Raw genomic sequence first — 23,615 nt, 5'->3', positions numbered from 1 at the left:
CTGCACGATGTAGACCTTCCTGTCCCCCTTTCCGCCGACTGTCCCCTTATTCCGGATTATAGAGATTTGGGGATTTCTGTACGCGGACTCACGGGCCGCCGGCGTCACGGCTTCGGCGGCCGGTCCGCCTCTTCCAGGGCCTCGACAGCCCGGTGCGTTCGGCCGTCGACCTCATGATCGTCCGAGAACACCGAAGGCGCCAACGGCATCGTGCACACGATGCCCTTCTGGGACGAGCTGGTCAGGGAGCGGGCGGCCGCCCATCTGGACGTGCGCTGGGACCAGGAGCACATCGACGCGCTCTGCGCCAAGCTGGTCCTGGAACCGGCGCGGTTCGACGTGATCGTCGGCTCGAACCTGTTCGCCGACATTCTGAGCGACCTGGCCGCCGCGGTCCCGGGCAGCATCGGGATCGCCCCGTCCGCCAACCTCAACCCAGAGCGGGACTTCCCGTCGATGTTCGAGCCCGTGCACGGCTCCGCGCTGATCAAGCACCGCTCCGTCGCGCCGGCCGCGATGGGCGCCGCCCGCACGTCAGCCGCGGGAGCTCAGCGACCAGGCGTTGCCGACCGGGGAGAAGGCCACGTTGTGAATCTGGTAACCGGCCGCGCCGAACTTCTTCATCTGCTGGAAGCATTCCTCGTCGATGTTGCGCGCGTAGAACGCGTTCCCGGCGATGACCGTCCACCCGCCGGTGTAGGGGAAGGCCACCCGCGTGATGCGACGTCCGCCCCGCGACATGGTGCGCATCCGCTGGTAGCACTCCTCGTCGATGTTGCGGGCGAAGAAGCCGTTCGTGGCGACCACGACCCAGCTGTTGCCGCCCCCGGGCGGGAAAGCGACGTGCATGACCTGCTGGCCGCTCTTGTAGTAGGCGAGGATCTTCCGGTAGCACTCGTCGGGGATGTTGCGGGCGTAGAACGTCTTGTCGCCGGTGATCACCCAGCTGTTGCCGCCCCCTGGGGGGAACGCGACGCAGTGGATCCTGTTTCCGGCGGCGATCAGCTGCTTGAGCTTGGAGAAGCACTCGTCCGGGATGTTACGGGCGAAATATCCGCCGTTCTGGGTCACGATGACCCAGCCGTTGGACGGCGTGAACGAGAACGAGGTGATGCCGGCGGACGCCATCTTGCCCATCCGCCGGTGGGCCTCGTCCGGAATGCGGCGGTTGAAGAAGCGGTAGCGGGCGGCCGCCTCCGCCGTACCGGTCAATCCCAGCGTGGCCAGGCCCGCGGCGCCGGTCAGGGTGAAGAACCCCCTCCGGTCCAACGCGGGGCCCTGGCGAAATCGCGAACAGTGCACGCATGGTGTCTCCCAGTGAACGATCAGACATGGGAGCTAGTTTGGCCGAATTTGAGGGATAGCGCCAAGATTTTGGCTGATTTGTACGCTAAACCACAGTCGTCAGGCCGATCGCGACCAGGACGAGGCTGATGAAGGACGCCACGGCACGCAGCGTGTTCCAGGCCGTCCACCTCGGCGAATAGTCCTTCCACGACATGGTTCCGGCGTTGAGCGCGTTGTTCATCGGCACGTTGATCGCCACCGTCACGAGGAACGAGCCGGCGAAGTTGACCGCGGCGGCGGAGAAGAACCACAGGGCGGCCGGAGCCTCCCCGAGTAACCCCGCCACCAGCGCCGCGAGCGGCGCGCCGAGGAACGGGATGTAGAGCCACGGGTTGAGGATCTTCTGATTGACACTCCGCATCGCCTCTTCGGCCTGGGCGGGCGCGATGGCGTTCAGACCCGGCATCACGGACATGGAGAAGGTGTAGAAGAGACCGGCGATGGCGGCGTGCAGGGCGAGCGTGAGCAGAACGAGTATCAGCATGCTCACATGGTGACGCTCAGCGGATGAGACGGTCCATGCACAGCCCGCTCACCCGCATAAGCGACCGTCTACGTGTGTCAGTCCCCCGACACCAGGCGGGCGGGGAAACCGCCGGTCGCGATCGGCCCCCAGCGGTCAATGTGGATGCGGATCAGCGACTTGTCCTGACGCCGCATGGCGGCGCGGTATTCGTCCCAGTCCGGGTGCTCGCCGGCGATGCACCGGTAGTACTCGACGAGCGCGTCAAGGGCCTCCGGCATGTCCAGCACTTCCGCGTGCCCGTCGACCTGCACGTACGGGCCGTTCCAGTCATCGGACAACACGCAGATCGACACCCGGTCGTCGCGGCGGGCGTTGCGTGCCTTGGCGCGGTCGGGATAGGTGGAGACCACGATCCGGCCGCCCTCGTCGACCCCGCAGCTGACCGGCGACAACTGCGGCCGACTGTCCGCACGGGTCGTCGACAGCAGGCCATGGTGCCTGAGGCGGAGAAACTCGAGAAGTTCGGGCAGGTCGACGCGGCGTGCGGTCGCGATGTTCGGAGCCATCTGGTGTGCCTCTCGGTCAGATCCGGTCAGCTCACGACCTTATCGAGCGCGGAGCCGGTCACCGACGTGAGCTACAGCAGATGGCTGCGGCGAGCCGCCGCAGCCCGGCGGACCTCGGTGAGAAACGCTTCGGTGCGACGAAGTCGCGGCGGATCACCGTCCGGTTCCCTGCCGCTGAAGGTGTCCGCATAGTGCGTGTACAACGCCCAGCAACTGTGGATGCCGGTCAGGAGGTTCTCGAGGAGGTCGAGGGCCGGGCGGGTGGGATTGATCGGACTTATGGGCAGATAGACCGACTCGAGACCGAGGTTGAGTTCGGGGTGGTTGTCGTGGGCCTTCGAGATGAGGTCTTCGGCTGCGGAAATACGGTGCTTGGCCTGGGCGACGCCGCGCAGGTGGCCTTCGGCGACGTGCAGGGCGTTGCGGATCATCGGCATGACCGCCTGCCAGGGCGAGGAGCCCGCGTTCATCGCACCGATGATCTCGGCGAGGCTGTCCCTGGCTGCGGCTTTGACCCGGTCGACCTCGGTGAGGAGCCGCGCCGGGTGGAGGCGGCTCTGGCCGGCGATGGTGACGGCCGCGGCGTGCAGCCAATGAGCGGCGGCGACGGCGGCGGCCGTGGGCTCGATCTGCGTGAACAGCTCTTCCGCGCCGAACGGATGCCGGTGGAGTATGGCGTCAGCCTGGGCGACCTGGAGCGGTGAGGCGTCCTCGCGGCTGAGGACGACGGCCTGCCGGGCCCGCGCCCTCAGATCGCCGAGTTCGGCTTGTTCGATGGCGGCCAGTTCGGCGGCGACCTCGGTGATGATACGGGCTGTTACGCGGGGCGCGCCGAGCGCGTGCAGGCTGCGGCCGACGCGGTAGGCGATCTTTTCGACCCCGGTGGCCGAGGAGGCATCGTTGACCGGCCGATGGTGTCTGGTCAGAGCCGGTACGACAACGGTGAAGGCATCACGTTCTCGCCGGCGGTACCAGCCGATGCTGCCCGGCCCGTGCTGGTCGGCGGCACTGGCTGGATGGGTGTAACAGCGCCAGCAGGCCTGTGACAGCTCCGTCAGGCAGGTGGCAAGGCGGAGGGCGTTCGGTCCCGGGGGAAGCTCGGCCACGGTGGTGGCGACCTCGCCGATGCCGGTGCTCCAGTAAGCGATGAGCGCGTTACGGACTTGGTCAACGGCGTACCGGGTCACGCGGGCTCCTTGTGTACAGAGGTGGGGGAGCGTGATGCCCGTGCTCAGGATGCTCGATCCGCCGCAATACTGGAGGCCGTTTTTACGTTTTGCGGATCCCTGATCAGCGCTTTTGCGGGGAAATGCGCCAAAACTTTTGCACAGGGAAAGCGAAGAAGGCGCTCGCCGGCCGAGTGAGGGTGCTGGCCATGGCCCTGGCGCTGGGCCCTGGTCCCAGTCCCGTTCCGGGATGGCTTTCCTCCCCCGAAAAGACGGTCGGGAACGGGACGCAGCGGGATGTTCTCCGACCGATGCACCACTACCGCGGCGAAGAAATCCACACCCGGCCGCTCCGGCGTCGGTGGCGACGAGCGATGATCACTTGCCACCATGTGTTCGCAGACCGTGGGAACCGAGGTCGCCCCCCTCTGGCCCGGACTCCCGTCCAGCAACATCCAAAGGTAGGGGTGCGTGAACGTAGAGGTGGAGATCCTCGACTTGAAGCTCCGGGTGAAAGAGCTCGAGTCGAGCACGGGACCGAACGGCGTCAACACGGCCATCGGGATCGCCGTCGCTCAGGCGATAGCCCAGATCGCGTATACCCGAGCCGAGATCACCCAAGACCTGGCGGCTCTCGGCGACGAGATCGCAGGTCTGCGCCGGCAGGTGAACGAACAGATCACGCCTACTCGGTCCGATGCGCTGGAACAGTACGCCACCCTCCGGAGCGACCTGAACCACCTGAAGCTGAGGCTCGATCGGCTGCTGGACAAGGAAGGCGCTCAGCGCCGGCAGTGAAGCGTTCGCGGGGTCGGGTGACGGGGCGACGCCGGACGACTTCTGACGTCCTGGCGCGCCCAACGGCGGGTCCTCACGACTGATGGCTAGCCTGGAAGAGTGAGCATTACCGCTGGTAGCTACACACTGGGACCCGAGTCCGGCCGGCTCCTCGTCAAGACGACCCGTACCGGGCTCGGCGCGAAGGCCGGCCATGATCTCACTCTCGAGGTCACCCGCTGGCGCGGCGACGCCACGATCGACCCCGCCGCTCCGGCCGAGTCGTCGGTGACCGTCGAGGTCGACGCCGAGTCGATCGAGGTGCGCGAAGGGACCGGCGGTATCAAGCCGCTGACCGGCTCCGATCGTGGCGAGATCGAGAAAATCATCCGGGAGAAGATCCTGCACACCGATCGCCATCCGACGATCAACTTCCGGTCGACCCGGGTGGAGGGAACCGAGGAGTCGTTCCGCCTCGAAGGCGATCTCGCCCTCGTCGGTGTCACGCAGCCCGTCATCGTGCGGGGCTCGCTGACCGACGGCCGTGTCCAGGGCTCGGCGGTCGTCCAGCAGTCCCGATGGGGGATCCGGCCGTACTCGGCGTTGTTCGGCGCGCTCAAACTCAGCGACGACGTCGAGGTCCAGTTCGACCTCGGCCTCATCGGCCCCGCGTGACCGATGCACCCACCCGAACTCCCGTGACGTACGCTAGGCGTACCCCCTGTGAACTGCGCAAACGCCTGCCCTGGCGCGCGGTGCACGGGCGTCCCCGCCGATCCCCCGAAGGAAGGCCCCCATGAGCGAACACGTCCACGTCCGGGTGAACAACGGCCTGGCGGTCACCGAGAGCGGAGAGCTGGTCGAGGAGTACGGCTGCCGGTGCGGCACCACCTGGACCCGCGTCCACCGGGCCGACGAGGGCCGTCCGGAGCACTGACCGGACAACGTCCTCGTCAACGACGTGGACGTGACACCCTTCCCCCAAACCGAGCTCGACCGACTGTGGCCCAGGGATTTCCCGACCGGGGCGCTCTCGAGCCCTCCCAGGCGAAGCGCTCGCTCCAGAAGAAGCCGGGGACCGTCACAGGGCTCAGCTCCAGCACCGTCGTCAGTTCGCCCACCGCGTTGTAGTCGGTCTTCGCGTCGTAGCGGACCGTCCTCCGGTGATGCTCGGCATTTCGGACCGACGGCCGGAAGCGGCGATGGCTCCAAGCACCCATCTGGTAACCGGTGATGCGCAGCTCCAGCATGCCGGTTCGCGGTTCGCGCCAGAAGAACCGGTAGGAATCGAACTCGAAGACGTTGCCGCGCATCCACCAGCCCGCGCCATCATCGCGGATGGCCAACCACTGGGCTTCCATATCGTTCGGGTAGATATGGACGGTGGACCAATACCCCACTGCCTCCATGCCTGCACGGTACGGCCCGCGCCCGGGACGAGGAACCGCCCAACTCGCGACATTCGTCTCTGGTGCCGTGACCGGAAACCTTCCCCGGCACAGGCGTCACCGGCGCAGCGCGAGGCGTTCCATGAGGCGCCGGTAGCGCTGGACGTCGGTTTTGCGTAGATACGTCAGCAGCCGGCGCAACCGGTTTCGGCGCACGCCGGTCACGGCACTGGACGATCAATCGAGGACGGCGCGTGCCAGGGCGGTGCCCTCGCCCGGTGAGACCGGCGCGGTCAGGAACACCGGCGCCTGGGCCATGAACCGCGGCCGCGTCCCGCGGTGCTCGTCCGCCGCGTGCACGGTCAGCGGGTGCACGAGGAAGATGTCACCCGGCTGCCCGGTCGCGTGCGTCACCGGCCGGTCCTTGGAGGCCGTGTCCAGCAGCGGCCCCGCCTCGAACGGGTCGAGCACCTGCTCGCCCAGCACGCGTACGGCGTCACGATGCGAGCCCACCCTGATGCGGGTCGCCGCGTCGTCGTCGCCCACCTCGGACAACAACACGAGCAGCAACATGGTCTCCGGCCGCCCGGACACGGCCCACGATCCGTCGGGCCTGGCCACGGAGGCGTCGATGTGCCAGCCCCGATCGTCGGCCGGCGCAACGCGGGGGAACCGGATCGGCATGTTGCCGAGGGACCCGCGCGGCACCCACCCACCAGGCCCGGCCAGCTCGTCCAGCGCCTGATGCAGCCGCGAGCTGCGCATGAACTCCCCGAAGGGTCCTTGGCCGGTCAGGTCGGCGGCCCACACGACGGGCCGGTCCCAGCTGGAGGGATCGTCGGGCGACAGGCCGATCTGCTGCCACACCAGCGCCCTGGCCGCGTCCCCGACCTCGCGCGGCACGGCGGCCTCCAGCTTGACGAACCCTTCGGCGACGAACCGGTCGACGTCCACGACACTCATGCGAGTCACCATAACGACGCCGTCCACCGGTTTTCGTACGCACCACTTCTCGGTGCGCTCCCTATGACACGTTCGCGGCGACAGTCAGAGAACGGGGGAGTCTGGTCCTCGCGTCCACCCGACGCGATCGTCCAGCGGCGCCTTCGATGGTGCCTGGTCCCGTGATCCTGGACTTCGGTTCGGCTTCTCGGTGACGATTGGCCGTATGGCCCGATTACACGGCGAGGTCGTCGTCGCGGCACTGCCGCGGGGCTGGGTCGAGGAGTACGTACGCGCCATGCTCGACCACGCCGCCAGCTTGACCCTGGACGACGACGGATGGATCCAGGGCGATGAGGACCTCGCCGACGTCACCCTCGTCGAGGGCAACCACCTGACCGCCGGCGCGCGTTACCAGCGGCACACCGACCCGGCGGACGGCGCGGCCGGGAACGGCACGACCAGCGAGATGGTGCTCACCTCGTGGGAGCGCAGGAGAGAGGTGAGCGCGGACATCACCACCTGGCATCCCAGCAACGACAGGACCACCTGGACGGTGCGGCTGCGCAACCCCGACGCGCTGGAGACCGTCGTGGTCGGCGGCGCCCATCACGCCGGCAAGCGCTATCACCGGTTGTCGTGGATCATCCGGATCGATTGCCGCCGATGGTGGCGGCTGGCGGAGGCCCGCGGGTCACGAGGCGAGAACGCCCCGGTGACGGCCCAGCTCCGCCATCGGCTCGCGCAGGGACGACTGGAGGTGAGCCCGGCGGCCGCGGATGGCGGGACGTGGCGGCTCGGCCTCACGCTGGCCGTGCGGGGGCGCGGCTGGCTCCGGCCGTTCGCGGCGGTCGGTCTGCTGTTCGGGCGGCGCGCGCTGGAGAACAAGTTCCGCGAGATGATCGAGGAGGCCGCCGAGGGCTGGAATGAGGAGATCTCCCGGCTGCGGGAGCTCGATCCCCGCGAGGCGGACCTCTGGCTTGCTCAGCTGCAGGCCATGCGATCGCAGCTCGACCGCCGGAACGAGGAAGACGATTGACGTCACGTGCCGCCCGGCGCGCTTCGTGTCACCTTTTCCCGTTGTGATCCGTCAGTGGTATGAGACAGCTGAGGAAAGGGAACGTGACCGTGAAGCCCCATGACTTTCTGGCCGTCGAGTTCGAGAGCCACCGCCCCCATCTCAAGGCGGTCGCGTACCGCATGCTCGGCTCGCTGACGGAGGCGGAGGACGCCGTCCAGGAGGCGTGGCTGCGGCTCGCTCGCTCGAACGCCGACGACATCGACAACCTTGAGGGCTGGCTGACCACCGTGGTCGGCCGCGTGTGCCTGGACATGCTGCGTTCCAGGAAAGTGCGGCGGGAGGACCCGCTGGAGGACCGTCTGCCGGATCCGGTGGTCAGCCGTGATGACGCTTCCGATGCCGGCGATCCGGAGCAGCAGGCGCTGCTGGCCGACTCGGTGGGGCTGGCGCTGCTGGTGGTGCTGGAATCTCTGACGCCGGCGGAACGGCTGGCGTTCGTGTTGCATGACATGTTCGGCCTGCCGTTCGAGGAGATCGCCCCCATCGTGGACCGGACGCCCGCGACGGCCAAGAAGCTCGCCAGCCGGGCGCGGCAGCGCGTCCGTGGTGCCGCCCCGAGCCCCGACCCGGATCTGGCCGATCAGCGCCGGGTGGTGGACGCGTTCATGGCCGCCGCCCGCGGCGGCGACTTCGACGCGTTGCTGGCCGTCCTCGATCCCGACGTGGTGCTGCGCGTCGACGGAGGTACGCTCGCCGGCGGCATGAAGATCGTCCGCGGTGCTGCGGCCGTGGCCGGCGGAGCCAGCACTTTCCACCGCACAACCGCCGTCGTCGGCCACCCCGCGCTGATCAACGGTGTCGCCGGGCTGATCATCACCAGCGACGGTCAGCCGATCTCCGTCATGAGCTTCACCATCGCCGACGGCAAGATCGCCACGATCGACATCCTGTCCGACCTCGACCGCCTGTCCGGCCTGGACCTGGCCGACGTCATCGGCTGACATGGGAGGACTTCCCCGTCGACGGTTGCCCGCCCACGTCGCCCACACCCGAGTTCCCGGATGCCCGCGTCAGGACAGTCGGCAGAGAGATCGGCGCCCGCGCTGGTGATGGAGCCCTAGCCGTGGCGAGAAAGCAGGACTTCGGCTCCCACCGGTACGTATCCGGCTGCGAGGAAGGCCCGGACGCTGGCCGCGTTACCCGGCGCCACCTGCGCCCACACGGGCTCCGGGACCAGGCGACGGGCGGACGCGGCCAGGATCCGGCCCACTCCGCGGCCTCGGTACGCGGGCTCGACCTCGACCGCGACCTCCCACCGGCCCGCCACCCCGCGCCCGATGGTGAGCAGGCCGCCCTGGCCGGACCACACGCGTACGGAATCGCGATACCTGCGGGCACGTGCCACTCGCGGATGATCGCTGCCGGTGATCTCGTCCAGCGGGACCGGGGGAGACCCCGGGAGCGACTCGGCAAGGGCCAGCAGGTCGACGGAGCCGATGCTCCGTCCTGTCTCCTCCGCCAGGGCCTGCAGGAACGGCGGGCCGAGAGGCGCCGACAGGTGGCCGGCGGGGAGCCGATCACGGATCCAGTCCGGATCGACGTCAGCGAAGATCACGGAGTGCGCGGTGAAGGCGATGACTCCGAGGTCGCGGGGGGACGGCTGCGCCAGGATCGTCACGTTGCCGTCGGCGTCGGGCATGCGCCCGAGCTGCACCTCGCTGAGAAGATCCGCCAGCGTTTCCATGCTCACATTCCAGCACGGACCCACACGACCTGGCGCAGCACAAAAGCCGCGGTCACGCGCGCTCAGGGTGCCGCTGCCGTACGGGTGTGGCCAGCGCGACCAGCGCCAGCAGCAGGCAGGACGCTCCGGCGAAGATGAACACCGCCGTCGCGCCATGACGTGCGGCGGCCCAGCCGAGGGCGGCCGCGCCCACCGGCCCGAGTGAGAAGTGGATCGTCCAGAAGGCCGACGTGACCCGGCCCAGCAGGTGTGCGGGTGTCACCTGCTGGCGCAGCGACATGGAGCAGATGCCCGCCAAGCTGACGCACGCCAGATAGAGGGCCATGATGGCGGCCACGCCCCAGACGGAGCCGGCCAGCCCGAGGCCGAGAATGGCCAGCCCCGACACGACCTGCGCCCCGATCCACAACGGCCCGAACCCGAGCATCCGCCGCATCCGGGCCACCAGCATCGAGCCGACCATCGTGCCCGCCGCCCCGACTCCCAGCACGACACCCACCACGGAATCCGGCTGGCCGAGGTCGTGCTTGAGCCGGTAGATGACGATGTCCGTCAGCCCGAGCGTCATGAAGATGAAGAACGACAGCAGGATGGTCAAGGTGCGCAGCACCGGGTGCCGGAACAGGAACTCCGCCCCCGCCAGCAGTTCCCGCCACGGCCGTCGGCCGGGAGTGGGCTCGACGGGCTCGACGACGTATCGGGAGGCGCGGGTCAGCAGGACACCGACCGCGGACAGGCCGAAGCTGGCGGCGTTGAGGGCGATCGCGGCGGTCGGGCCCAGGTGGCCGCTCACCACTCCGGCGAGGCTGGGGCCGAGGATGCCCGCCGCGGCGGCGGTGGCGTAGAGCATGCCGTTGGCCTCGGTGACCCGGGTCTCGCCGGCCAGGCCGCGGACCGCGGCCACGTACGTGACCTGGAAGAGCATGCCTACGGCCGCGGCCATCGGCAGCACCGCGTACAGGAGCCAGACGTGCTGACCGAACACCCAGACCACCGGGATCGTCGCGTACAGGACGAGCCGGATGACGTCGCAGGCGACGAGCAGCCGGCGCCGGTCGAACCGGTCGGCGAGCACGCCCGCGAACACCCCGGCCGCCACCGACGCCGCCCCCGACACGCCGGTGAGCAGCCCCATCTGGGCGACCGAGCCGGTGACGTTGAGGACGAGGAGGGGCACCGCGATGAGCGCGAACGAGTCGCCCGCCACTGACAGCGTCTGCGCGCACCAGAAGACCAGGAAGTCACGGTCCCGCCACAACGAGCCGGTCGCCGGCCGTGTGTCAGCCTTCATCGGCCACGGACAAGATCACGTGGCAAGGCTATCCGTCCCGGTCCACGCCGCGCCTCCCATTTTCCGGCCGCCGCGACGCCAGGCGGGCCACCTTCGCGTCACGGACGCGAAGGGCTCAAGCCGGCGCCGCGGAAACGGGTGCTCCGCGGATCCTGGGCTGACAAAAGTAGATCATGTAGGGTGAGCCCGCGCATATCCCCAACGCCTGGGAGCCCGCCGTGCCGCACTTGTCTCGTCGCCAGGTTCTCTCCCTGCTCCCCGCCGCCGGCCTGCTCGCCGTAGCCTCCCCCGCGCGTGCCGCGGCAGGGGTCGATCACGCGCGGCTGCTCGCCAACACCGTGGCGATCTTCGCGGGAACCGCGGACGTCAACGCCCGGCCCGAGGTCGCGGGCAAGCTTGCCGCCATCGTCAGGACCGCCAGGCAGCGGCTGACCGCCATGGACCAGGCCGGCGACGGCGAGCTGTTCGCCGGCCTGAAGCTCGGCACCGACGACGTCAACCTGCGGCTCGCCTACCAATACCTGTACGAGATCGCGCTCGCGACCCGCACGCCGGGCGGCGAGCTCAACGGCGACACCGCCGCCCAGGGAAGGGTCGTCAACGGCCTGCAGTGGTTGCACGAGCGCTACTTCGCCGACCAGTCGGCGGGCTACTACGGCAACTGGCACAACTGGGAGATCGGCATCCCGACTCACGTCAGCAGAACGCTGGTCCTGCTGGCCGAACGGGTGCGGGAGGAACGGCCCGAGCTGGTGGCGACGTACATCGCCTCCATGGACGCCTACCTGCGCAACGGCAAGGACGGCGACATCGACCTCGACTCCCGCTTCCACACCGGGGCGAACCTGGCCGACATCGCCGCCAACCGGATCCTGCAGGGCGCGCTGACCAGCGACGACGCCCGCGTCGGCAAGGCCATCTCCGACCAGGCCACCGTCTTCGCCACGATCGACCCCTACAACCTCCAGCACGGCGTCACCGACGGCTACTACCGCGACGGCTCCTTCATCCAGCACCACTCGGTCGCCTACACCGGCTCCTACGGTCGGGCCCTGCTGACCCGCGTCGTGCAGACCCTCAAGACGCTCGAAGGCGTGTCGACCGGTGGCGGCTCGGACCTGCCGGGCGTGGTGTACCGCTGGATCGCCGACGGCTTCGCCCCGCTGATCTTCGAGGGCTGGATGATGGAGATCGTCAAGGGGCGGGCGGTCTCGCGTACCACGACCGGCTACGCCGACGTCGGGACGATCGTGGAGGCCATCGCCGACCTGGCCGACCACGTCGAGGACCCCGGCGCTCTCGCCCTGAAGAAATACGTCAAGTTCCTGCCGGCCGCGGACACGGCCGCCTTCGTCTCCCCCGTCAGCATCGCCCGCTATGCGGCCATCCGCGCCGATTCCGCCATCCCGGCCGCCGACCTGAATCCGCCCGAGCGCTGCCTGGCGTACAACGCCATGGACAGGACCGTCCACCGGCGCCCCCGCTACGCCTTCGCCCTGGCGCGCAGCTCGGACCGGATCAGCAAATACGAGTACATGAACGGCGAGAACCTCATGCCCTGGTTCCAGGGCGACGGCGCGTACTACCTCTACCTCGCGGGCGAGGACCAGCGCGAGGTCTTCGGCGTCGACTACTACACGGCCGTCTCGCCGTACCGGCTGGCTGGGGTCACCGCGCCGGTGGAGGAGCGGCGCACGGTGCCCGAGCTGTACGGCCGGTTCTGGTACGAGAACCCGGGCCACCCGCTGAACTTCACCTCCTCCTCGCAGTCCCAGAACACCTACGTGTACTTCCCGCGCGCCGGGAACGCCTTCTCCGGCGGCGCGACGCTCGGCGCGTACGGCGCGGCCGGCATGGTCCAGTCCGACGACGCCGCCTACACCGCCAAACAGGCGGGCATCCTGCCCGACGACTTCGTCGCCTACCGGAACGCCCGCGCGACCAAGTCCTGGTTCCTGCTCGACGACGAGATCGTGGTGCTGGTCGCGGACGTCTCCGGACAGGGCGGCCGCGCCGCGGTGACCACGGTGGACAGCCGCATCGCCGCCCCCGGCGACGCGGTCGTGCTCACCGGCGAGCGTTGGGACGGCGGGGCCTGGCAGGCGGGCGACACCACGCCGCCGCGGTGGCTGCAGTACGCCAACGGCACCCGGCGTACCGCGATCGGCTACGCCTTCCTCACCAGGCAACCCGTCGCGGCCGGGCTGGAGACGGTGACCCGCAGCCGCAGAGTCGTGCGTACGGCCAACCCCGACACCAGCGTGACCAAGAACGTCTTCACCGCCTCGGTCACCCACCCCGCCACCGGCGACCTCCCCGCCCTGGCCTACGCCCTGGTCCCGAACGCGACCGAGGGCCGCCTGCGCGGCTACGCGGACGGCCCGCTGACCGTCCTCGCCAACAACCGGCACGTGCAGGCGATCAAGCACAAGACCCTCGGGATCGTCGCCGCCAACGTCTTCACCGACGGCCCGCGCCACGCCGGGCACCTGCTCGTCGACGGCCCCGCCTCGGTCATCGTCCAGTCAGGCGAGCGCACGGTCGTCGCCCTGTCCGACCCCACGATGAAACGTGACCGCGTCTCCGTCGTCCTGCACGGCACGTCCCTCCGCGTCGACTCAGCCGACGAGGGGGTGACGGTACGGCGCGTACCGGGCGGCACCCTGGTCCAGGCCACGACCCGCCACGCCTACGGCCGCACCTTCACCGCCACCCTCCGCTGAATTCACGATGGTCGGAATCCATATGGACGGGGTGCAAGCGTTAACCGGGGCGGATCCCGCGCAACTGGGGGAGTACGCCCTTGTCGGTGTGCTGAGCCGAGGCCGGCAGTCGGCCGTCTACCTGGGCCGCTCGGCGAACGGATATGCGGCGATCAAGCTGCTGCCCGCGGCCGATGCCGAGACGCAGCGCGCGGTGGCCGCCGCGCAGCAGGTGACGGAGCCGTCAAGCGCGCGTGTGCTGACGGCCGGAATGTACGGTGACCGGCTCTACGTGGTCAGCGAATACGTGCAGGGGGTGCCCCTGGCGCAGGTGATCCGCCAGGAAGGCCCACGTGACGCCGGTCAGCTGCACTGGCTGGCGACCACCACGATGGCCGCGCTGGCGGCGATGCACCGGGCGGGCATCGCCCACCTGGACTTCAGCCCCGCCATGGTGTTACTTGGCCCCGAAGGGCCGAAGGTGATCGGTTTCGGGATCCCGCGGCCGCCGGAGCCGGGCTTTGTGCCCGCGTACCTGTCGCCTGAGCAAGTGGCAGGTCACCCGGCGGGACCGGCGTCCGACCTGTTCTCCTGGGCCGTGACGATGATCTACGCCGGGACCGGGATGTCCGCTTTCGGCGAGGACAGCGTGGCCGCCGTGTCCCATCGGGTCCTGCACACCCCCGTGGACCTGTCGCGGATGCCGCCGCCACTCCAGCCCATCCTGGACCGATGTCTGGCCAAGCAGCCCGAATACCGGCCGACCGCGCAGGAGGTGCTGGCGTTCCTGCACGGAGCAGTGCCGGGCCGGCCCGACTTCGCCGGGCCGCCGCCCGCTTATGCCCCATCGCCCGCTTATGCCCCGCCGCCTGCCTATGCCGGACCTCCTGCTTATGCCGCAGCGCCTGTCCCGTCGAAGAGCTCGACCGGCCTGGTGGTCGGGCTGACCGCCGGGATCGTGATCTTGCTCGCGGCGGGTGCCACCGCTGTGGTGCTCCTGCTCAATCAGCGGCAACCGGAACCGGTCGCGGTCGCCACCCCCAGCGCCGTCGTGGCGACTCCGCCAGCCGGGCGCGTCTCGGTGGCCGGCCGGTGGACCGGCACGTACCTGTGCAACCAGGGCAAGACCGCTCTTGAGCTCACGATCAAGGAGACGTCGTCGGACGAACTGGAGGCCGTCTTCGCCTTCGAGGCCGACCCCAGCAACCCCGGCGTGCCCTCCGGCTCCTTCGCCATGAGCGGCCGGCTGGACGGACGGGTCCTGGAGCTGAAGGGCGAGCGCTGGATCGACCGGCCGGGCGAGTATGTCATGGTCGACCTGCGCGCGACGCTCACCCAGGACCGACCCTCCACCATCAAGGGGACCATCCTGGCCGGGGGTTGCAGCACCTTTGAGGTCGAGCGGTCCTGACGTCCACGGCGAGACCGCATGAACGCCAGGTAGCGATCACATTACTGATCTTCGTGTGGTGTTGATCGAAGATCACAACCGATATGTGATGAGATCACCTACCGGCTTCCTCCCCAAGGGGTCTCATGGCAACGAACCTCCCCTCCTTCCCCGCCGCGGACGAACACCCGCTCGACACCTGCATCCGGATACGGGAGATCGCTCCCGTGGTCGAGGTGGAATTCCCAGGGGGCGTGCCCGCCTACCTGGCGCTGACCCACAAGGCCGTACGCGAGATCCTCGCCGGGGACAACAAGACCTTCCTCAGGGCTCCCGAACACTGGCCTGCTCTCTACGACGGATCGATTCCCGAAGACTGGCCGCTCCGCGCCATCATTCAGGGAGGTCACCTGTCCACCGTGGACGGAGGCGATCACAAGCGGCTGCGCAGCCTGGTCGGCAGGGCGTTCACACCGGCCCGGGTGCAGGCCATGGAGCCGCGGATCCAGCAGATCGTCGATGGGCTGCTGGATGACGTGGTGGCCGCAGGCGACGGCGTCGACCTGGTCCCCGCCTTCACCGAGGCGCTGCCGATGTGGGTGATCTGCGAGTTGTTCGGCGTGTCGGCCGAGGACCGGCTGCGGCTGCGGAACTGGACCTCCACGCTGCTGGCGCACACCACTCCGCCGGAGGTGGCGTTCGCCACGCAGAACGACCTTCAGGCCTTCCTGCACGATCTGGTGGAGCGCAAGCAGCGGGAGCCGGGCGAGGACCTCACCTCCGGCCTGGTTCAGGCCCGCGACGAGGGGGACAAGCTCACCACCGACGAACTGGTCGGCGTGTTGTGGCTCATGCTCGTCGCCGGCCACGAGACCACCGTCCACCTGCTCGGGCACGCCATCGTGGCGCTGGCACAGAACCCCGGCCAGCTCGCGCTGGCCAAGGCCGAGGACCGGTGGGCCGACGTGGTCGAGGAGACCCTGCGCTACCGCCACTCGGTGATGATGACCAGCTTCCGTTTCACGGCCGAGGACGTGACCATCGCCGGGGTGCACATCCCCAAAGGCAAGGCGGTGGGCGTGGTCTACCAGGCGAGTGGCATCGACCCGGCGGAGTACGGCGAGAGCGCGAACCAGTTCGACCTCACCCGCGAGCAGACCGGACATCTCGGCTTCGGCCACGGCCCCCGGTATTGCATCGGGGCGCCGCTGGCCCGGATGGAGAGCCGGTTGGCGCTGGCCTCGCTGTACCGGCGGCTGCCGGGGCTCAGCCTCGCGATCGACCCCGACGACATTGCGTACTCGCCGTCGTTCTTCACGATCGGCCCGCTGACCTTGCCGGTCAACCTCGGTATCGCCAATCCCTGACGTGCAGGCGTCCGGCCCGGCGGCCCCACGGTCGCCGGGCCGCACCTGGGCGCCTACCGCCCGCGGCTCGCTAGCAGCTCTTGACCCGGGTCACGGAATACGGCTTGTAGACGGCGGCGTAGAACTTCTTCTTGCCCTTGGTCTTGGCGTTGACCGTCATGCAGCGGTACTTGGCGGCCTGGTCGCCGACCGAGCCCTTCCTCACGAACTTGATCCGGACACTGACCCTGTGGCTGCAGTGGTTGTTGAAGTAAATGGTCACACTGGTGTTGCCCTCACCCCAGGAGTAGTTGGCGAACTGGTTCCTGGGCTTGGAGCACCTGACGCTGTCACGCTCGACATAGGCTCCTGCCGACGCGGAGGCAGCCTTGGTCACGGTGGTGGCCACACTGGCCTGTGCGGAGGCGGTCGTTGCCGGGGCCAGCAGCAGGCCGGCCGCCGCGGCAGGTACGAGCAGAGCGGATGTGAGCTTCTTGCGTTCCATACTTCAACCTCATGACGCGATTGGATCTTGACGGACCACCATAACGGGCATCCCAATAACGGGTAAAGTTTGGGCCCCAACCATCCCCTTGCACGTCTGAGCCTGGGTCGCCGCTGATCGCGAGCCCATCCACCAGCACAAACACCTCCTGCGACCACTTTCCGGCACCGGTGGTGTCCATCCATGTGAGATGGACCGCAGGAGAGCAAGGAGCCAACATGCGAGGGATCCCGCCGCAAACCGACGCCTCGGCCCCTGCCCAGCGCTCGGCCGAAGATCTGCTGGCTCTGGCGCGGGGAGGAGATGGTGAGGCGTTCCGTGAGATCGTCGAGCCATACCGACGTGAGCTCCAGGTGCACTGTTACCGCATCCTCGGCTCCGTGCAGGACGCCGAGGATCTGCTGCAGGAGACGTTGCTGGCGGCATGGCGCGGGATCGGCGGCTACGAGGAACGCGCGTCGCTGCGGACGTGGCTCTACCGCATCGCGACCAACCGCTGTCTCAACGCACTGCGCGCCGGCGCACGTCGTCCGCATCCGGCCTACCGACCGGAGGTCCCGTTGCCCGAGCCGTCGCACCGCCGAGCGGAACCGAGCTGGCTGGAGCCGTACCCCGATGTGCTGCTCGACGAGATCGCCGACCACATGCCCGGACCGGAGGCGCGATACGAGGTCAGGGAGTCGGTGTCGCTGGCGTTCCTGGCGGCGCTGCAGCAATTGCCGCCGAGGCAACGGGCCGTATTGGTGCTCCGTGACGTCCTGGGGTTCCGGGCCGTCGAGGTGGCGAACATTCTCGACACGACCGAAAACGCGGTGACCAGCGCCCTGAAAAGAGCACGGAGTGCGCTGTCGCATGAGCTCCCGGGTCCCGACCGGGAGAGCGCCCCGCTCCCGAACTCGCCACAAGAGCGTCGGATCGTGGCGGATTTCAGCCGCGCATTCGAGGCCGGAGATGTCGATGCCATCGTGGCCATGCTGACGAACGACGCGTGGCTGACCATGCCGCCACTGCCGCTGGAATACCAGGGCGTGGACGCCATCTGGCATTTCCTGGCTACCGTCGCGCTACGCGACGGCCGCCGACACGTGCTGATCCCGACGCGGGCGAACGGCCAACCGGCATTCGGCTACTACATACGTGACCCGCGGACGCCGATCCTGCACGCACACGGAGTGCTCCTGCTGACCCTGGCCGGCAACCGGATCAACGCATTGACGCGATTCCACGACAACGCACTTCTGACGATATTCGGCCTTCCGCGATCGCTACGCGGCTGATTGTCCGCCCGCTCATCCAGCGACCTTTTGAGCAGAAGGAGAAACCGTGAATACCGACAGAGGGCGGATGACGTCCAAGCAGGCATGGGTGTTAGGGCTTGCTTCGCTCGCGTCGTTCATGATGGCCCTGGACAGCCTGGTCGTGACGACGGCACTGACCACCATCCGGCAGGATCTGACGGCATCGGTCGAATCACTCGAGTGGGTCGTCAACGCCTACAACCTGACGTTCGCGGTCCTGCTCTTGACCGGAGCGGCACTGGGGGACCGGTTCGGCCGCCGCCGAATGTTCGTCGTCGGGCTGGCCGTCTTCACCGTCGCATCGGCGACCTGCGCGCTGTCGCCGGACATCGGCACCCTGATCGCGTCCCGGGCGTTGCAGGGTGTCGGTGCGGCGATGGTGCTGCCGCTGTCGCTGACCCTGATCAGCGCGATGTTCACGCCGCAGCGGCGAGGCAAGGCGATGGGGCTGTACCTGGGCTTCACCGGTCTGGCGACGTTCAGCGGCCCGTTCATCGGCGGCGTCATCGCCGAAGGGCTGGCCTGGGAGTGGATTTTCTGGCTGAACCTGCCGATCGGGATGGTCGCGATCCTGCTCACGACGCGGCGCGTCGACGAGAGCGTCGGACCGAACAACAGGTTCGACCTGGGCGGGGTCGTACTCGTGACCTTGGGCGCGTTCGGCATCGTCTGGGGTCTGGTCCGCGGAAACGCGGCAGGCTGGGGCAGCGCGGAAGTACTGAGCGCGCTGGTGCTCGGTGTCGCGCTGGTAATTGCCTTCGTGCTCTGGGAACGACGGACGCTGGCGCCGATGTTGCCGATGCGGTTCTTCAGGTTGAGGGCGTTCGCCACGGCCAACCCGGCGAACTTCTGCGTATTCGCATCGCTGTACGGCACGCTGTTCTTTCTCGCGCAGTATTTCCAGACTTTGCTCGGTGACGGGCCGCTCGCTGCCGGCCTGCGATTGATGCCGTGGACCGCGACGCTGATGGTGTGCGCGCCGATCGCCGGCAGGCTGGCCGACAAGTACGGCGAACGGACGTTCGTGGTCGGCGGGCTGCTGCTCCAGACCGCCGGCATGGGCTGGATCGCCATGGTCTCCGACGCCGACACGGGCTACCTCGAACTGCTGCCCGCGCTGATCCTCGGCGGGGCCGGACTGACCATGGCCATGCCCGCGGCGCAGAAGGCGGTGGTCGGAGCGGTGCAACCACGAGAGATCGGTCAGGCGTCAGGCGCCTTCATGATGCTACGGATCTTTGGCGGGGTGTTCGGTGTCGCGGTCACGGTTGCCGTCTTCGCGAGTACTGGGGGATACGCGTCAGCCGAGGAGTTCCGTGAGGGGTTCGCGGCGGCGATGGGCGCAGTCACCGCATTCGCGTTCGTCGGCATGCTCGTGGCACTCGGCATACCCGGCAAAAGACCGGCTGCCGTGGCGGCACCGCCGCAGGCGACAAGCGTCGTACATCAGGGTGAAAGTGCCTAGCCCGCTGATCCAGCTCCGCGCGGCTCATCGACTCATATCGATGAGTTGAGCCTGAGCACTTCGGTGAGGGCGGAGATGCTGTGGTCGCCGTGGCCTGCCTCAGCCGCCCGCCTCACCAGGTCGTGCAGGGGCGCCAGCCAGGTCGTGTCGACGTTCGTCTCTGTGGCCAGGTCCGCGTCGTGGGCTGCCCCGGCCAGGAAGAGGTTCACGGAGGAGGCGGCGTCGGTGTAGTCACCGCTGTCGATCTCCTTGGCATACATCGGCAGCAGGGACTTGATCATGTCCAGCCACTTGCCGGCGAACCGCACCATGGAAGCTGCCTCAAGCCCGCGTGCCTGGACGGCGGCGGCGCCCTGGAAGAAGCCGACGAGTGCGGGCAGCAGCATGGCGCCCACCGCCATCTCGTACAGGGCGGCGAGGTCGCTCTCGTCGCCAAGGTGGACGGTGTCGCCGCCCAGCACCTTCAGGGTCGTCTCGAACTCCTCGAAGACCGTCTTGTCGCCGCTGTAGTACAGCAGGGTGTCCGGCGCCCCGACGGCCGAGGGCACGTTCTTGACCGCCCCGGCCAGGAACCGGGCGCCATGACCTATGGCCCAGGCAGCCGTCTCCCGGGCATCGGCCGGGGAACCGCTGTTGAGGGTGACAAGGGCCTGCCCACGCAGCGACGCGACGGCCGGCCGCAGCGCCAGCCGGGTGTCATCGAAGGTGGTCAGGCACGTGATGACCAGCGGACTTGCCGCCACCGCGTCCTCGATGGCCTCCGCATGCTCGGCTCCCATGGCGGTGAGGGGCGCGGCTTTGGCGGCGGTCCTGTTCCAGACAGTGGTCGGGTGTCCGGCCTTGGTGAAGGCCTCGGCCAGTGCCCTGCCCATCGAGCCCAGCCCGATGACGGTCACCGGTGTCGCGTTCTTCCCGGTCATATGCATACTCCAGCCACAGAGATAAGGAGGTGAGCGTGCTGCCGCGCAAACCGTCGTGGTCTTGGCGCGGCGCCTGCTCCATGCTGACTGGAGCACCGACATTCTCTCAAGTACCGACAATTTCGCCATGTACTGACAAAAATGTGAGTATGGGCTGATGAAGAAGACAAGGAAGCGGGCATTCACCTGCGGGCTCGACGCTGCCATCGCCGTCATGGGAGGCAAGTGGAAGGGACTGATCCTGTTCGCGCTCCAGGATGGTCCCCTGCGCTTCGGGGAGTTGCGGCGCGCGGTCCCCGGCATCAGCGAGCGGGTGCTGATCTTGCAGTTGCGGGAGATGGAGGCCACCGGGCTGCTGCATCGTGAGGTGTATCACCAGGTTCCGCCGAAGGTGGAGTACTCGCTCACCGACTTCGGCCATTCGCTCAACACCGCAATGGCGGCGCTGGGGGAGTGGGGTGAGGAGCACATCGAGCGCATCGAGGCCATCGACTGGGACCAGGTCGGGTGAACTGGCGCGTCTACTGCCGGGAAAGCATGGCCGGCAAATGTTTTGTGGTGGAATATGCCGCATGGAGCGGGCGAGGCAGCTGGTCGGCGAGATGCTTCTGTACTATTACGTAGTAGTTGTCCTGCTCACGGGCATATTCCTGGCCTTTTTCTACACGCCCGACGGCCAGATGGTGCCATACACCGGCAGCTACGAGCCGTTGCGGGGGGTGCCGATGAGCGCCGCCTACCAATCCGTCCTGGGGATCAGCTTCGACGTGAGCGGCGGCCTGTTCATCCGGCAACTCCACCACAGCTCCTCGGTCCTGCTTGCGGTGGGCACCCTCATCTGGGCCATGCTCGGCCATTTCCGGTACGTACCCGCCCTGCTCGGCCTGGGCTTGGCCCTGCTCGGCGCACTCGCCGGCTACGGCTCCGCCGACGACCTGCTGTCCGGCACCGTCCTGGGCAAGATCCCCATCGTCCTGTGGTACGGCCTGCACGTGCTGACCGCCCTGGCCCTGGCCGCCACGCTGGTGATCTCTTCGCGCCGGGAGGCCGCTCGCCGGCCCAGAACACCGGCTTTCGTGGCACTGAGCGTCGCTCTCACCGCGCTCGTGTTCTTCTGGCGATGATGGCGATCGCCTCGACAGCGTCGGTGACCACATAATCGGCATGGTGTTCATCGCCGGGCCACGTTCCCCGGTCGATCCAAATGGTTCGTAAGCCTGCCGTACGGGCTCCTTGGATATCGGCGATGAGATTGTCACCGACCATCCAGCCGCCACCGTTCAGAGTGGCGCCACATCGCTGAGCGGCTATCTGGAACAGGCCGAGCTCGGGCTTGCTGACCCCTTCAGCCCCGGACACGGCATAACCGTCGATCACGTTGGCCAGACCGGTTCGCTGCAGCTTCCCGAGTTGGTTGCCGAGTGCGCCGTTCGTGACGATGCCCACCCGCCACCCCCGCGCCCTCAGCTGTGCCAGGCCGGCCAGCACACCTGGGTAGCACTCCACGAGATCCGGCATACGTCTCCGACAGGCGGCCAAGAGCTCTTCCACCGACTCGGCCAGCGAGTAGCGCGCACGCACCTCGGCGAAGAAGAGGTCTCGGCGCGGGTGCACGTGACGATCCAGGGCGGCGAGCCAGGCCACTTCCTCAGGTCCCAACCGCCGCTGCTCGGCGAACTCCGTGGCCCATCGCAGGAAGGCGGCATCGAGGTCAACGAGCGTTCTGTCAAGGTCGAAGAGAGCGAGGGGCTGCACGGTCTCCACCATAAAGATGCGCCAGCCGACCGGGCCGGCCCGCGATCACCCCGGCGGCTGAGGGACGGGCTGCTCGCTCATGAGTTGGCCTTTCCGGTGTTGAGGGCGGTTTTGAGTACCTCGATGGCCTGGGCGGTGGCGGCGCGGGAGGCTTGGGTGTCGCGGACGGGGTTGAGCATCATGAAGTCGTGCAGGGTGCCGTTGTAGCGCACGCTGGTGGTCGGGACGCCGGCCGCGGTGAGCTTGCGGGCGTAGGCCTCGCCCTCGTCGCGCAGCACGTCGTTCTCGTCGACGATGACGAGGGCCGGCGGTAGCCCGGCCAGGTCGTCGAGGGTGGCGCGCAGCGGTGAGGCGGTGATCTCCGCGCGCTGGGCGGGGTCGGTGGTGTAGGCGTCCCAGAACCAGGCCATGGCGTTGGCGGTCAGATGCGGGCCGTTGGCGAACTCGCGGTAGCTGTCGGTGTCCTGGGCGGCGTCGGTGACCGGGTAGTACAGCGACTGGTGCACGAAGGTCACGTCGCCGCGCCGTTTGGCCATGATGGTCAGCGCGGCGGTCATGTTGCCGCCGACCGAGTCGCCGGCCACCGCGAGGCGGGAGGCGTCCAGGCTCTCCTCGGCGCCGTGCTTGGTGATCCACTGCGCGGTGGCGTACGCCTGCTCGATCGCCACCGGGTAGCGGGCCTCGGGCGAGCGGTCGTACTCCACGAAGACCAGCGCCGCGCCCGCGCCGACGGCCAGCTCGCGGACGAGGCGGTCATGGGTGCCGGCGTTGCCGAGGACCCACCCGCCCCCGTGGACGTACAGGACGACGGGCAGCGTCCCGGCCGCCCCTGCGGGCTTGACGATGCGCACCCGCACGTCGCCGACCTCGGCCGGGACTGTGATCCACTTCTCGTCCACCTCGGGCAGGCGATCGGGGGCGGTCTGGACGTCGTCCAGCAGCTTGCGGGCGCCGTCGACGCCCAGCTCGTACAGGAGCGGTGGCTTGGACGTCGCGTCGGCGAACTCCTGTGCCGCCGGCTCCAGGACGTGTCTGCTCATGATGTGCTTCCTTTGTTCGTGGTTTCCGGCCGTTCGATACGGAGGAACGTCTCGAGTGCTTCCGGGCCGAAGGGAACGAGCGACAGCTCCAGGGAGCGGTCGCCGTGGGGCAGGGGGCCGGGGATGTGGCGGCTGCATCTGGCTCGCTTCGGCTCTGGAGACAGGCGAATTCCATGGGCGCGAGGTGGGGTCCGGGCCGGCGTTTCAGGCATTTCCCGTGCGAGGTTCGTCGGGACGGGAGTCGCCCTCCAGCGCCTCGACGGCGTCGAGCAGACCGCGCAGGCCGATCTCCTCGCGTTCGACGTCCGTCGGATCGAACAACCAGTCGGTGATCGGCAGGTCGGCGGCCTCCTCGGGGTGGCTCGACTCGGCCAAGGTGATTTCCGCCTCGACCTCGATCTGGAGTTCGTACAAGGAGTCGTTGTCGCCGGTGGGAGTGCTCATCTTTCCTCCATGCGTGTCTTGGGCGGATGTCCGGCGGGCCGC

At 68.4% G+C, this 23,615-nt stretch carries 26 protein-coding genes and 1 pseudogene; 13 read left to right on the top strand and 14 right to left on the bottom strand.

Translation table 11 applies throughout. From position 1 onward, the window contains the following. Positions 1-198 precede the first annotated feature (198 nt). A pseudogene (locus EDD27_RS38375) lies at positions 199-483 on the top strand (isocitrate/isopropylmalate family dehydrogenase); the annotation flags it as partial. A gap of 51 nt (positions 484-534) precedes the next feature. On the opposite strand, the gene EDD27_RS38370 reads toward EDD27_RS38375, so the two are convergent. From EDD27_RS38370 to EDD27_RS38355, 4 genes are all read right to left on the bottom strand, one after another. After that, positions 535-1,269: a WD40 repeat domain-containing protein gene (locus EDD27_RS38370; protein ID WP_127936743.1), complete on the bottom strand. Its 735-nt coding sequence runs from the start codon at positions 1,267-1,269 to the stop codon at positions 535-537. A gap of 121 nt (positions 1,270-1,390) precedes the next feature. Further along, positions 1,391-1,831 carry an anthrone oxygenase family protein gene (locus EDD27_RS38365; RefSeq protein WP_127936742.1) on the bottom strand — a complete coding sequence of 147 codons (441 nt, stop codon included), beginning with the start codon at positions 1,829-1,831 and terminating at the stop codon, positions 1,391-1,393. Between the two features lie 77 nt (positions 1,832-1,908). After that, positions 1,909-2,379: a PPOX class F420-dependent oxidoreductase gene (locus EDD27_RS38360; protein WP_127936741.1), complete on the bottom strand. Its 471-nt coding sequence runs from the start codon at positions 2,377-2,379 to the stop codon at positions 1,909-1,911. Between the two features lie 71 nt (positions 2,380-2,450). After that, positions 2,451-3,566 (bottom strand): hypothetical protein, encoded by a 1,116-nt coding sequence (locus tag EDD27_RS38355; protein WP_127936740.1) that lies wholly within the window; start codon positions 3,564-3,566, stop codon positions 2,451-2,453. Between the two features lie 462 nt (positions 3,567-4,028). Between EDD27_RS38355 and EDD27_RS38350 the strand changes: the two genes are divergently transcribed. The 3 genes from EDD27_RS38350 (at position 4,029) to EDD27_RS54850 (ending at position 5,259) form a co-directional block, all read left to right on the top strand. After that, the gene (locus EDD27_RS38350; protein WP_127936739.1) at positions 4,029-4,343 is read left to right on the top strand and encodes a hypothetical protein; all 315 of its coding nucleotides are present in this window, start codon (positions 4,029-4,031) and stop codon (positions 4,341-4,343) included. Between the two features lie 99 nt (positions 4,344-4,442). Then, entirely contained in the window at positions 4,443-4,997 is a 555-nt protein-coding gene (locus tag EDD27_RS38345) for a YceI family protein (RefSeq protein ID WP_127936738.1), read from the top strand. Between the two features lie 121 nt (positions 4,998-5,118). After that, positions 5,119-5,259, top strand: a complete 141-nt coding sequence (locus EDD27_RS54850) for a hypothetical protein (protein WP_164903982.1) — start codon at positions 5,119-5,121, stop codon at positions 5,257-5,259. A 16-nt stretch (positions 5,260-5,275) separates the two neighbouring features. Here EDD27_RS54850 and EDD27_RS38340 read toward each other — a convergent pair whose 3' ends face one another. Together EDD27_RS38340 and EDD27_RS38330 are read right to left on the bottom strand one after the other, a co-directional pair. Continuing rightward, positions 5,276-5,731: a hypothetical protein gene (locus EDD27_RS38340; RefSeq protein ID WP_127936737.1), complete on the bottom strand. Its 456-nt coding sequence runs from the start codon at positions 5,729-5,731 to the stop codon at positions 5,276-5,278. A 216-nt stretch (positions 5,732-5,947) separates the two neighbouring features. Continuing rightward, positions 5,948-6,673, bottom strand: coding sequence for a phytanoyl-CoA dioxygenase family protein (locus EDD27_RS38330; RefSeq protein WP_206641838.1), 726 nt, complete (start codon positions 6,671-6,673; stop codon positions 5,948-5,950). Between the two features lie 205 nt (positions 6,674-6,878). Here EDD27_RS38330 and EDD27_RS38325 point away from each other — a divergent pair, with 205 nt between their 5' ends. Together EDD27_RS38325 and sigJ are read left to right on the top strand one after the other, a co-directional pair. Next, entirely contained in the window at positions 6,879-7,691 is an 813-nt protein-coding gene (locus EDD27_RS38325) for a hypothetical protein (protein WP_127936734.1), read from the top strand. Positions 7,692-7,780: 89 nt separating this feature from the next. Beyond that, a complete protein-coding gene (gene sigJ / locus EDD27_RS38320; RefSeq protein WP_127941238.1) occupies positions 7,781-8,674 on the top strand; it encodes an RNA polymerase sigma factor SigJ in 894 nt (297 codons plus the stop codon). Between the two features lie 116 nt (positions 8,675-8,790). Here sigJ and EDD27_RS38315 read toward each other — a convergent pair whose 3' ends face one another. Together EDD27_RS38315 and EDD27_RS38310 are read right to left on the bottom strand one after the other, a co-directional pair. Next, on the bottom strand, positions 8,791-9,417 hold the full coding sequence (locus EDD27_RS38315) for a GNAT family N-acetyltransferase (protein ID WP_127936733.1): 627 nt from the start codon (positions 9,415-9,417) through the stop codon (positions 8,791-8,793). 52 nt (positions 9,418-9,469) lie between these two features. Beyond that, the gene (locus EDD27_RS38310; protein WP_127936732.1) at positions 9,470-10,708 is read right to left on the bottom strand and encodes an MFS transporter; all 1,239 of its coding nucleotides are present in this window, start codon (positions 10,706-10,708) and stop codon (positions 9,470-9,472) included. Positions 10,709-10,926: 218 nt separating this feature from the next. Here EDD27_RS38310 and EDD27_RS38305 point away from each other — a divergent pair, with 218 nt between their 5' ends. From EDD27_RS38305 to EDD27_RS38295, 3 genes are all read left to right on the top strand, one after another. Further along, positions 10,927-13,431 (top strand): polysaccharide lyase family 8 super-sandwich domain-containing protein, encoded by a 2,505-nt coding sequence (locus tag EDD27_RS38305; protein WP_127936731.1) that lies wholly within the window; start codon positions 10,927-10,929, stop codon positions 13,429-13,431. Positions 13,432-13,453: 22 nt separating this feature from the next. After that, positions 13,454-14,821, top strand: coding sequence for a serine/threonine protein kinase (locus EDD27_RS38300; protein WP_164903981.1), 1,368 nt, complete (start codon positions 13,454-13,456; stop codon positions 14,819-14,821). Between the two features lie 125 nt (positions 14,822-14,946). Next, positions 14,947-16,167: a cytochrome P450 family protein gene (locus EDD27_RS38295; protein ID WP_127936729.1), complete on the top strand. Its 1,221-nt coding sequence runs from the start codon at positions 14,947-14,949 to the stop codon at positions 16,165-16,167. A 70-nt stretch (positions 16,168-16,237) separates the two neighbouring features. Here the strand turns inward: EDD27_RS38295 and EDD27_RS38290 are convergent, their stop codons facing one another. Further along, positions 16,238-16,651: a hypothetical protein gene (locus EDD27_RS38290; RefSeq protein ID WP_127936728.1), complete on the bottom strand. Its 414-nt coding sequence runs from the start codon at positions 16,649-16,651 to the stop codon at positions 16,238-16,240. A gap of 218 nt (positions 16,652-16,869) precedes the next feature. Here EDD27_RS38290 and EDD27_RS38285 point away from each other — a divergent pair, with 218 nt between their 5' ends. Next, the gene (locus EDD27_RS38285) at positions 16,870-17,928 is read left to right on the top strand and encodes a sigma-70 family RNA polymerase sigma factor (RefSeq protein ID WP_127936727.1); all 1,059 of its coding nucleotides are present in this window, start codon (positions 16,870-16,872) and stop codon (positions 17,926-17,928) included. A 67-nt stretch (positions 17,929-17,995) separates the two neighbouring features. Continuing rightward, the gene (locus tag EDD27_RS38280) at positions 17,996-19,414 is read left to right on the top strand and encodes an MFS transporter (RefSeq protein WP_127936726.1); all 1,419 of its coding nucleotides are present in this window, start codon (positions 17,996-17,998) and stop codon (positions 19,412-19,414) included. Positions 19,415-19,446: 32 nt separating this feature from the next. Here EDD27_RS38280 and EDD27_RS38275 read toward each other — a convergent pair whose 3' ends face one another. After that, a complete protein-coding gene (locus tag EDD27_RS38275) occupies positions 19,447-20,334 on the bottom strand; it encodes an NAD(P)-dependent oxidoreductase (RefSeq protein WP_127936725.1) in 888 nt (295 codons plus the stop codon). 157 nt (positions 20,335-20,491) lie between these two features. On the opposite strand from EDD27_RS38275, the gene EDD27_RS38270 reads away from it, so the two are divergent. Next, positions 20,492-20,845: a winged helix-turn-helix transcriptional regulator gene (locus tag EDD27_RS38270; protein ID WP_127936724.1), complete on the top strand. Its 354-nt coding sequence runs from the start codon at positions 20,492-20,494 to the stop codon at positions 20,843-20,845. Between the two features lie 61 nt (positions 20,846-20,906). Continuing rightward, complete coding sequence (locus tag EDD27_RS38265) at positions 20,907-21,458, top strand: hypothetical protein (protein ID WP_127936723.1); 552 nt, start codon at positions 20,907-20,909, stop codon at positions 21,456-21,458. Here the strand turns inward: EDD27_RS38265 and EDD27_RS38260 are convergent. The 4 genes from EDD27_RS38260 to EDD27_RS38245 all read right to left on the bottom strand — a co-directional run bounded on the left by EDD27_RS38260 (position 21,430) and on the right by EDD27_RS38245 (position 23,573). Continuing rightward, the gene (locus EDD27_RS38260; RefSeq protein ID WP_127936722.1) at positions 21,430-22,089 is read right to left on the bottom strand and encodes an HAD family hydrolase; all 660 of its coding nucleotides are present in this window, start codon (positions 22,087-22,089) and stop codon (positions 21,430-21,432) included. The genes EDD27_RS38265 and EDD27_RS38260 overlap by 29 nt on opposite strands. 77 nt (positions 22,090-22,166) lie before the next feature. Further along, a complete protein-coding gene (locus EDD27_RS38255; RefSeq protein WP_127936721.1) occupies positions 22,167-23,129 on the bottom strand; it encodes an alpha/beta hydrolase in 963 nt (320 codons plus the stop codon). Further along, positions 23,126-23,341, bottom strand: a complete 216-nt coding sequence (locus EDD27_RS58985) for a ferritin-like domain-containing protein (protein ID WP_206641837.1) — start codon at positions 23,339-23,341, stop codon at positions 23,126-23,128. The genes EDD27_RS38255 and EDD27_RS58985 overlap by 4 nt, the downstream gene beginning before the upstream one ends. Then, entirely contained in the window at positions 23,334-23,573 is a 240-nt protein-coding gene (locus EDD27_RS38245; RefSeq protein ID WP_127936720.1) for a hypothetical protein, read from the bottom strand. Before EDD27_RS38245 ends, EDD27_RS58985 begins: the two co-directional genes overlap by 8 nt. Positions 23,574-23,615: the final 42 nt, after the last annotated feature.

Source organism: Nonomuraea polychroma (assembly GCF_004011505.1).
In the GTDB taxonomy this organism is placed as follows: Bacteria; Actinomycetota; Actinomycetes; order Streptosporangiales; family Streptosporangiaceae; genus Nonomuraea; species Nonomuraea polychroma.
Note: the sequence above shows the minus strand (reverse complement) of the source record. Positions and strands in the feature narration are given on the sequence as shown.

Excerpts from the sequence above, each read along its gene's own strand:
- EDD27_RS38275 (WP_127936725.1), bottom strand. The coding sequence starts at position 20,334 with ATGACCGGGAAGAACGCGACACCGGTGACCGTCATCGGGCTGGGCTCG.
- EDD27_RS38315 (WP_127936733.1), bottom strand. The coding sequence starts at position 9,417 with ATGGAAACGCTGGCGGATCTTCTCAGCGAGGTGCAGCTCGGGCGCATG.
- EDD27_RS38245 (WP_127936720.1), bottom strand. The coding sequence starts at position 23,573 with ATGAGCACTCCCACCGGCGACAACGACTCCTTGTACGAACTCCAGATC.
- EDD27_RS38255 (WP_127936721.1), bottom strand. The coding sequence starts at position 23,129 with ATGAGCAGACACGTCCTGGAGCCGGCGGCACAGGAGTTCGCCGACGCG.
- EDD27_RS38280 (WP_127936726.1), top strand. The coding sequence starts at position 17,996 with ATGACGTCCAAGCAGGCATGGGTGTTAGGGCTTGCTTCGCTCGCGTCG.
- EDD27_RS38310 (WP_127936732.1), bottom strand. The coding sequence starts at position 10,708 with ATGAAGGCTGACACACGGCCGGCGACCGGCTCGTTGTGGCGGGACCGT.
- EDD27_RS38295 (WP_127936729.1), top strand. The coding sequence starts at position 14,947 with ATGGCAACGAACCTCCCCTCCTTCCCCGCCGCGGACGAACACCCGCTC.
- EDD27_RS54850 (WP_164903982.1), top strand. The coding sequence starts at position 5,119 with ATGAGCGAACACGTCCACGTCCGGGTGAACAACGGCCTGGCGGTCACC.
- EDD27_RS38265 (WP_127936723.1), top strand. The coding sequence starts at position 20,907 with ATGGAGCGGGCGAGGCAGCTGGTCGGCGAGATGCTTCTGTACTATTAC.
- EDD27_RS38270 (WP_127936724.1), top strand. The coding sequence starts at position 20,492 with ATGAAGAAGACAAGGAAGCGGGCATTCACCTGCGGGCTCGACGCTGCC.
- EDD27_RS58985 (WP_206641837.1), bottom strand. The coding sequence starts at position 23,341 with ATGCCTGAAACGCCGGCCCGGACCCCACCTCGCGCCCATGGAATTCGC.
- EDD27_RS38330 (WP_206641838.1), bottom strand. The coding sequence starts at position 6,673 with ATGAGTGTCGTGGACGTCGACCGGTTCGTCGCCGAAGGGTTCGTCAAG.
- EDD27_RS38340 (WP_127936737.1), bottom strand. The coding sequence starts at position 5,731 with ATGGAGGCAGTGGGGTATTGGTCCACCGTCCATATCTACCCGAACGAT.
- EDD27_RS38300 (WP_164903981.1), top strand. The coding sequence starts at position 13,454 with ATGGACGGGGTGCAAGCGTTAACCGGGGCGGATCCCGCGCAACTGGGG.
- EDD27_RS38365 (WP_127936742.1), bottom strand. The coding sequence starts at position 1,831 with ATGCTGATACTCGTTCTGCTCACGCTCGCCCTGCACGCCGCCATCGCC.
- EDD27_RS38360 (WP_127936741.1), bottom strand. The coding sequence starts at position 2,379 with ATGGCTCCGAACATCGCGACCGCACGCCGCGTCGACCTGCCCGAACTT.
- EDD27_RS38285 (WP_127936727.1), top strand. The coding sequence starts at position 16,870 with ATGCGAGGGATCCCGCCGCAAACCGACGCCTCGGCCCCTGCCCAGCGC.
- EDD27_RS38290 (WP_127936728.1), bottom strand. The coding sequence starts at position 16,651 with ATGGAACGCAAGAAGCTCACATCCGCTCTGCTCGTACCTGCCGCGGCG.
- EDD27_RS38325 (WP_127936734.1), top strand. The coding sequence starts at position 6,879 with ATGGCCCGATTACACGGCGAGGTCGTCGTCGCGGCACTGCCGCGGGGC.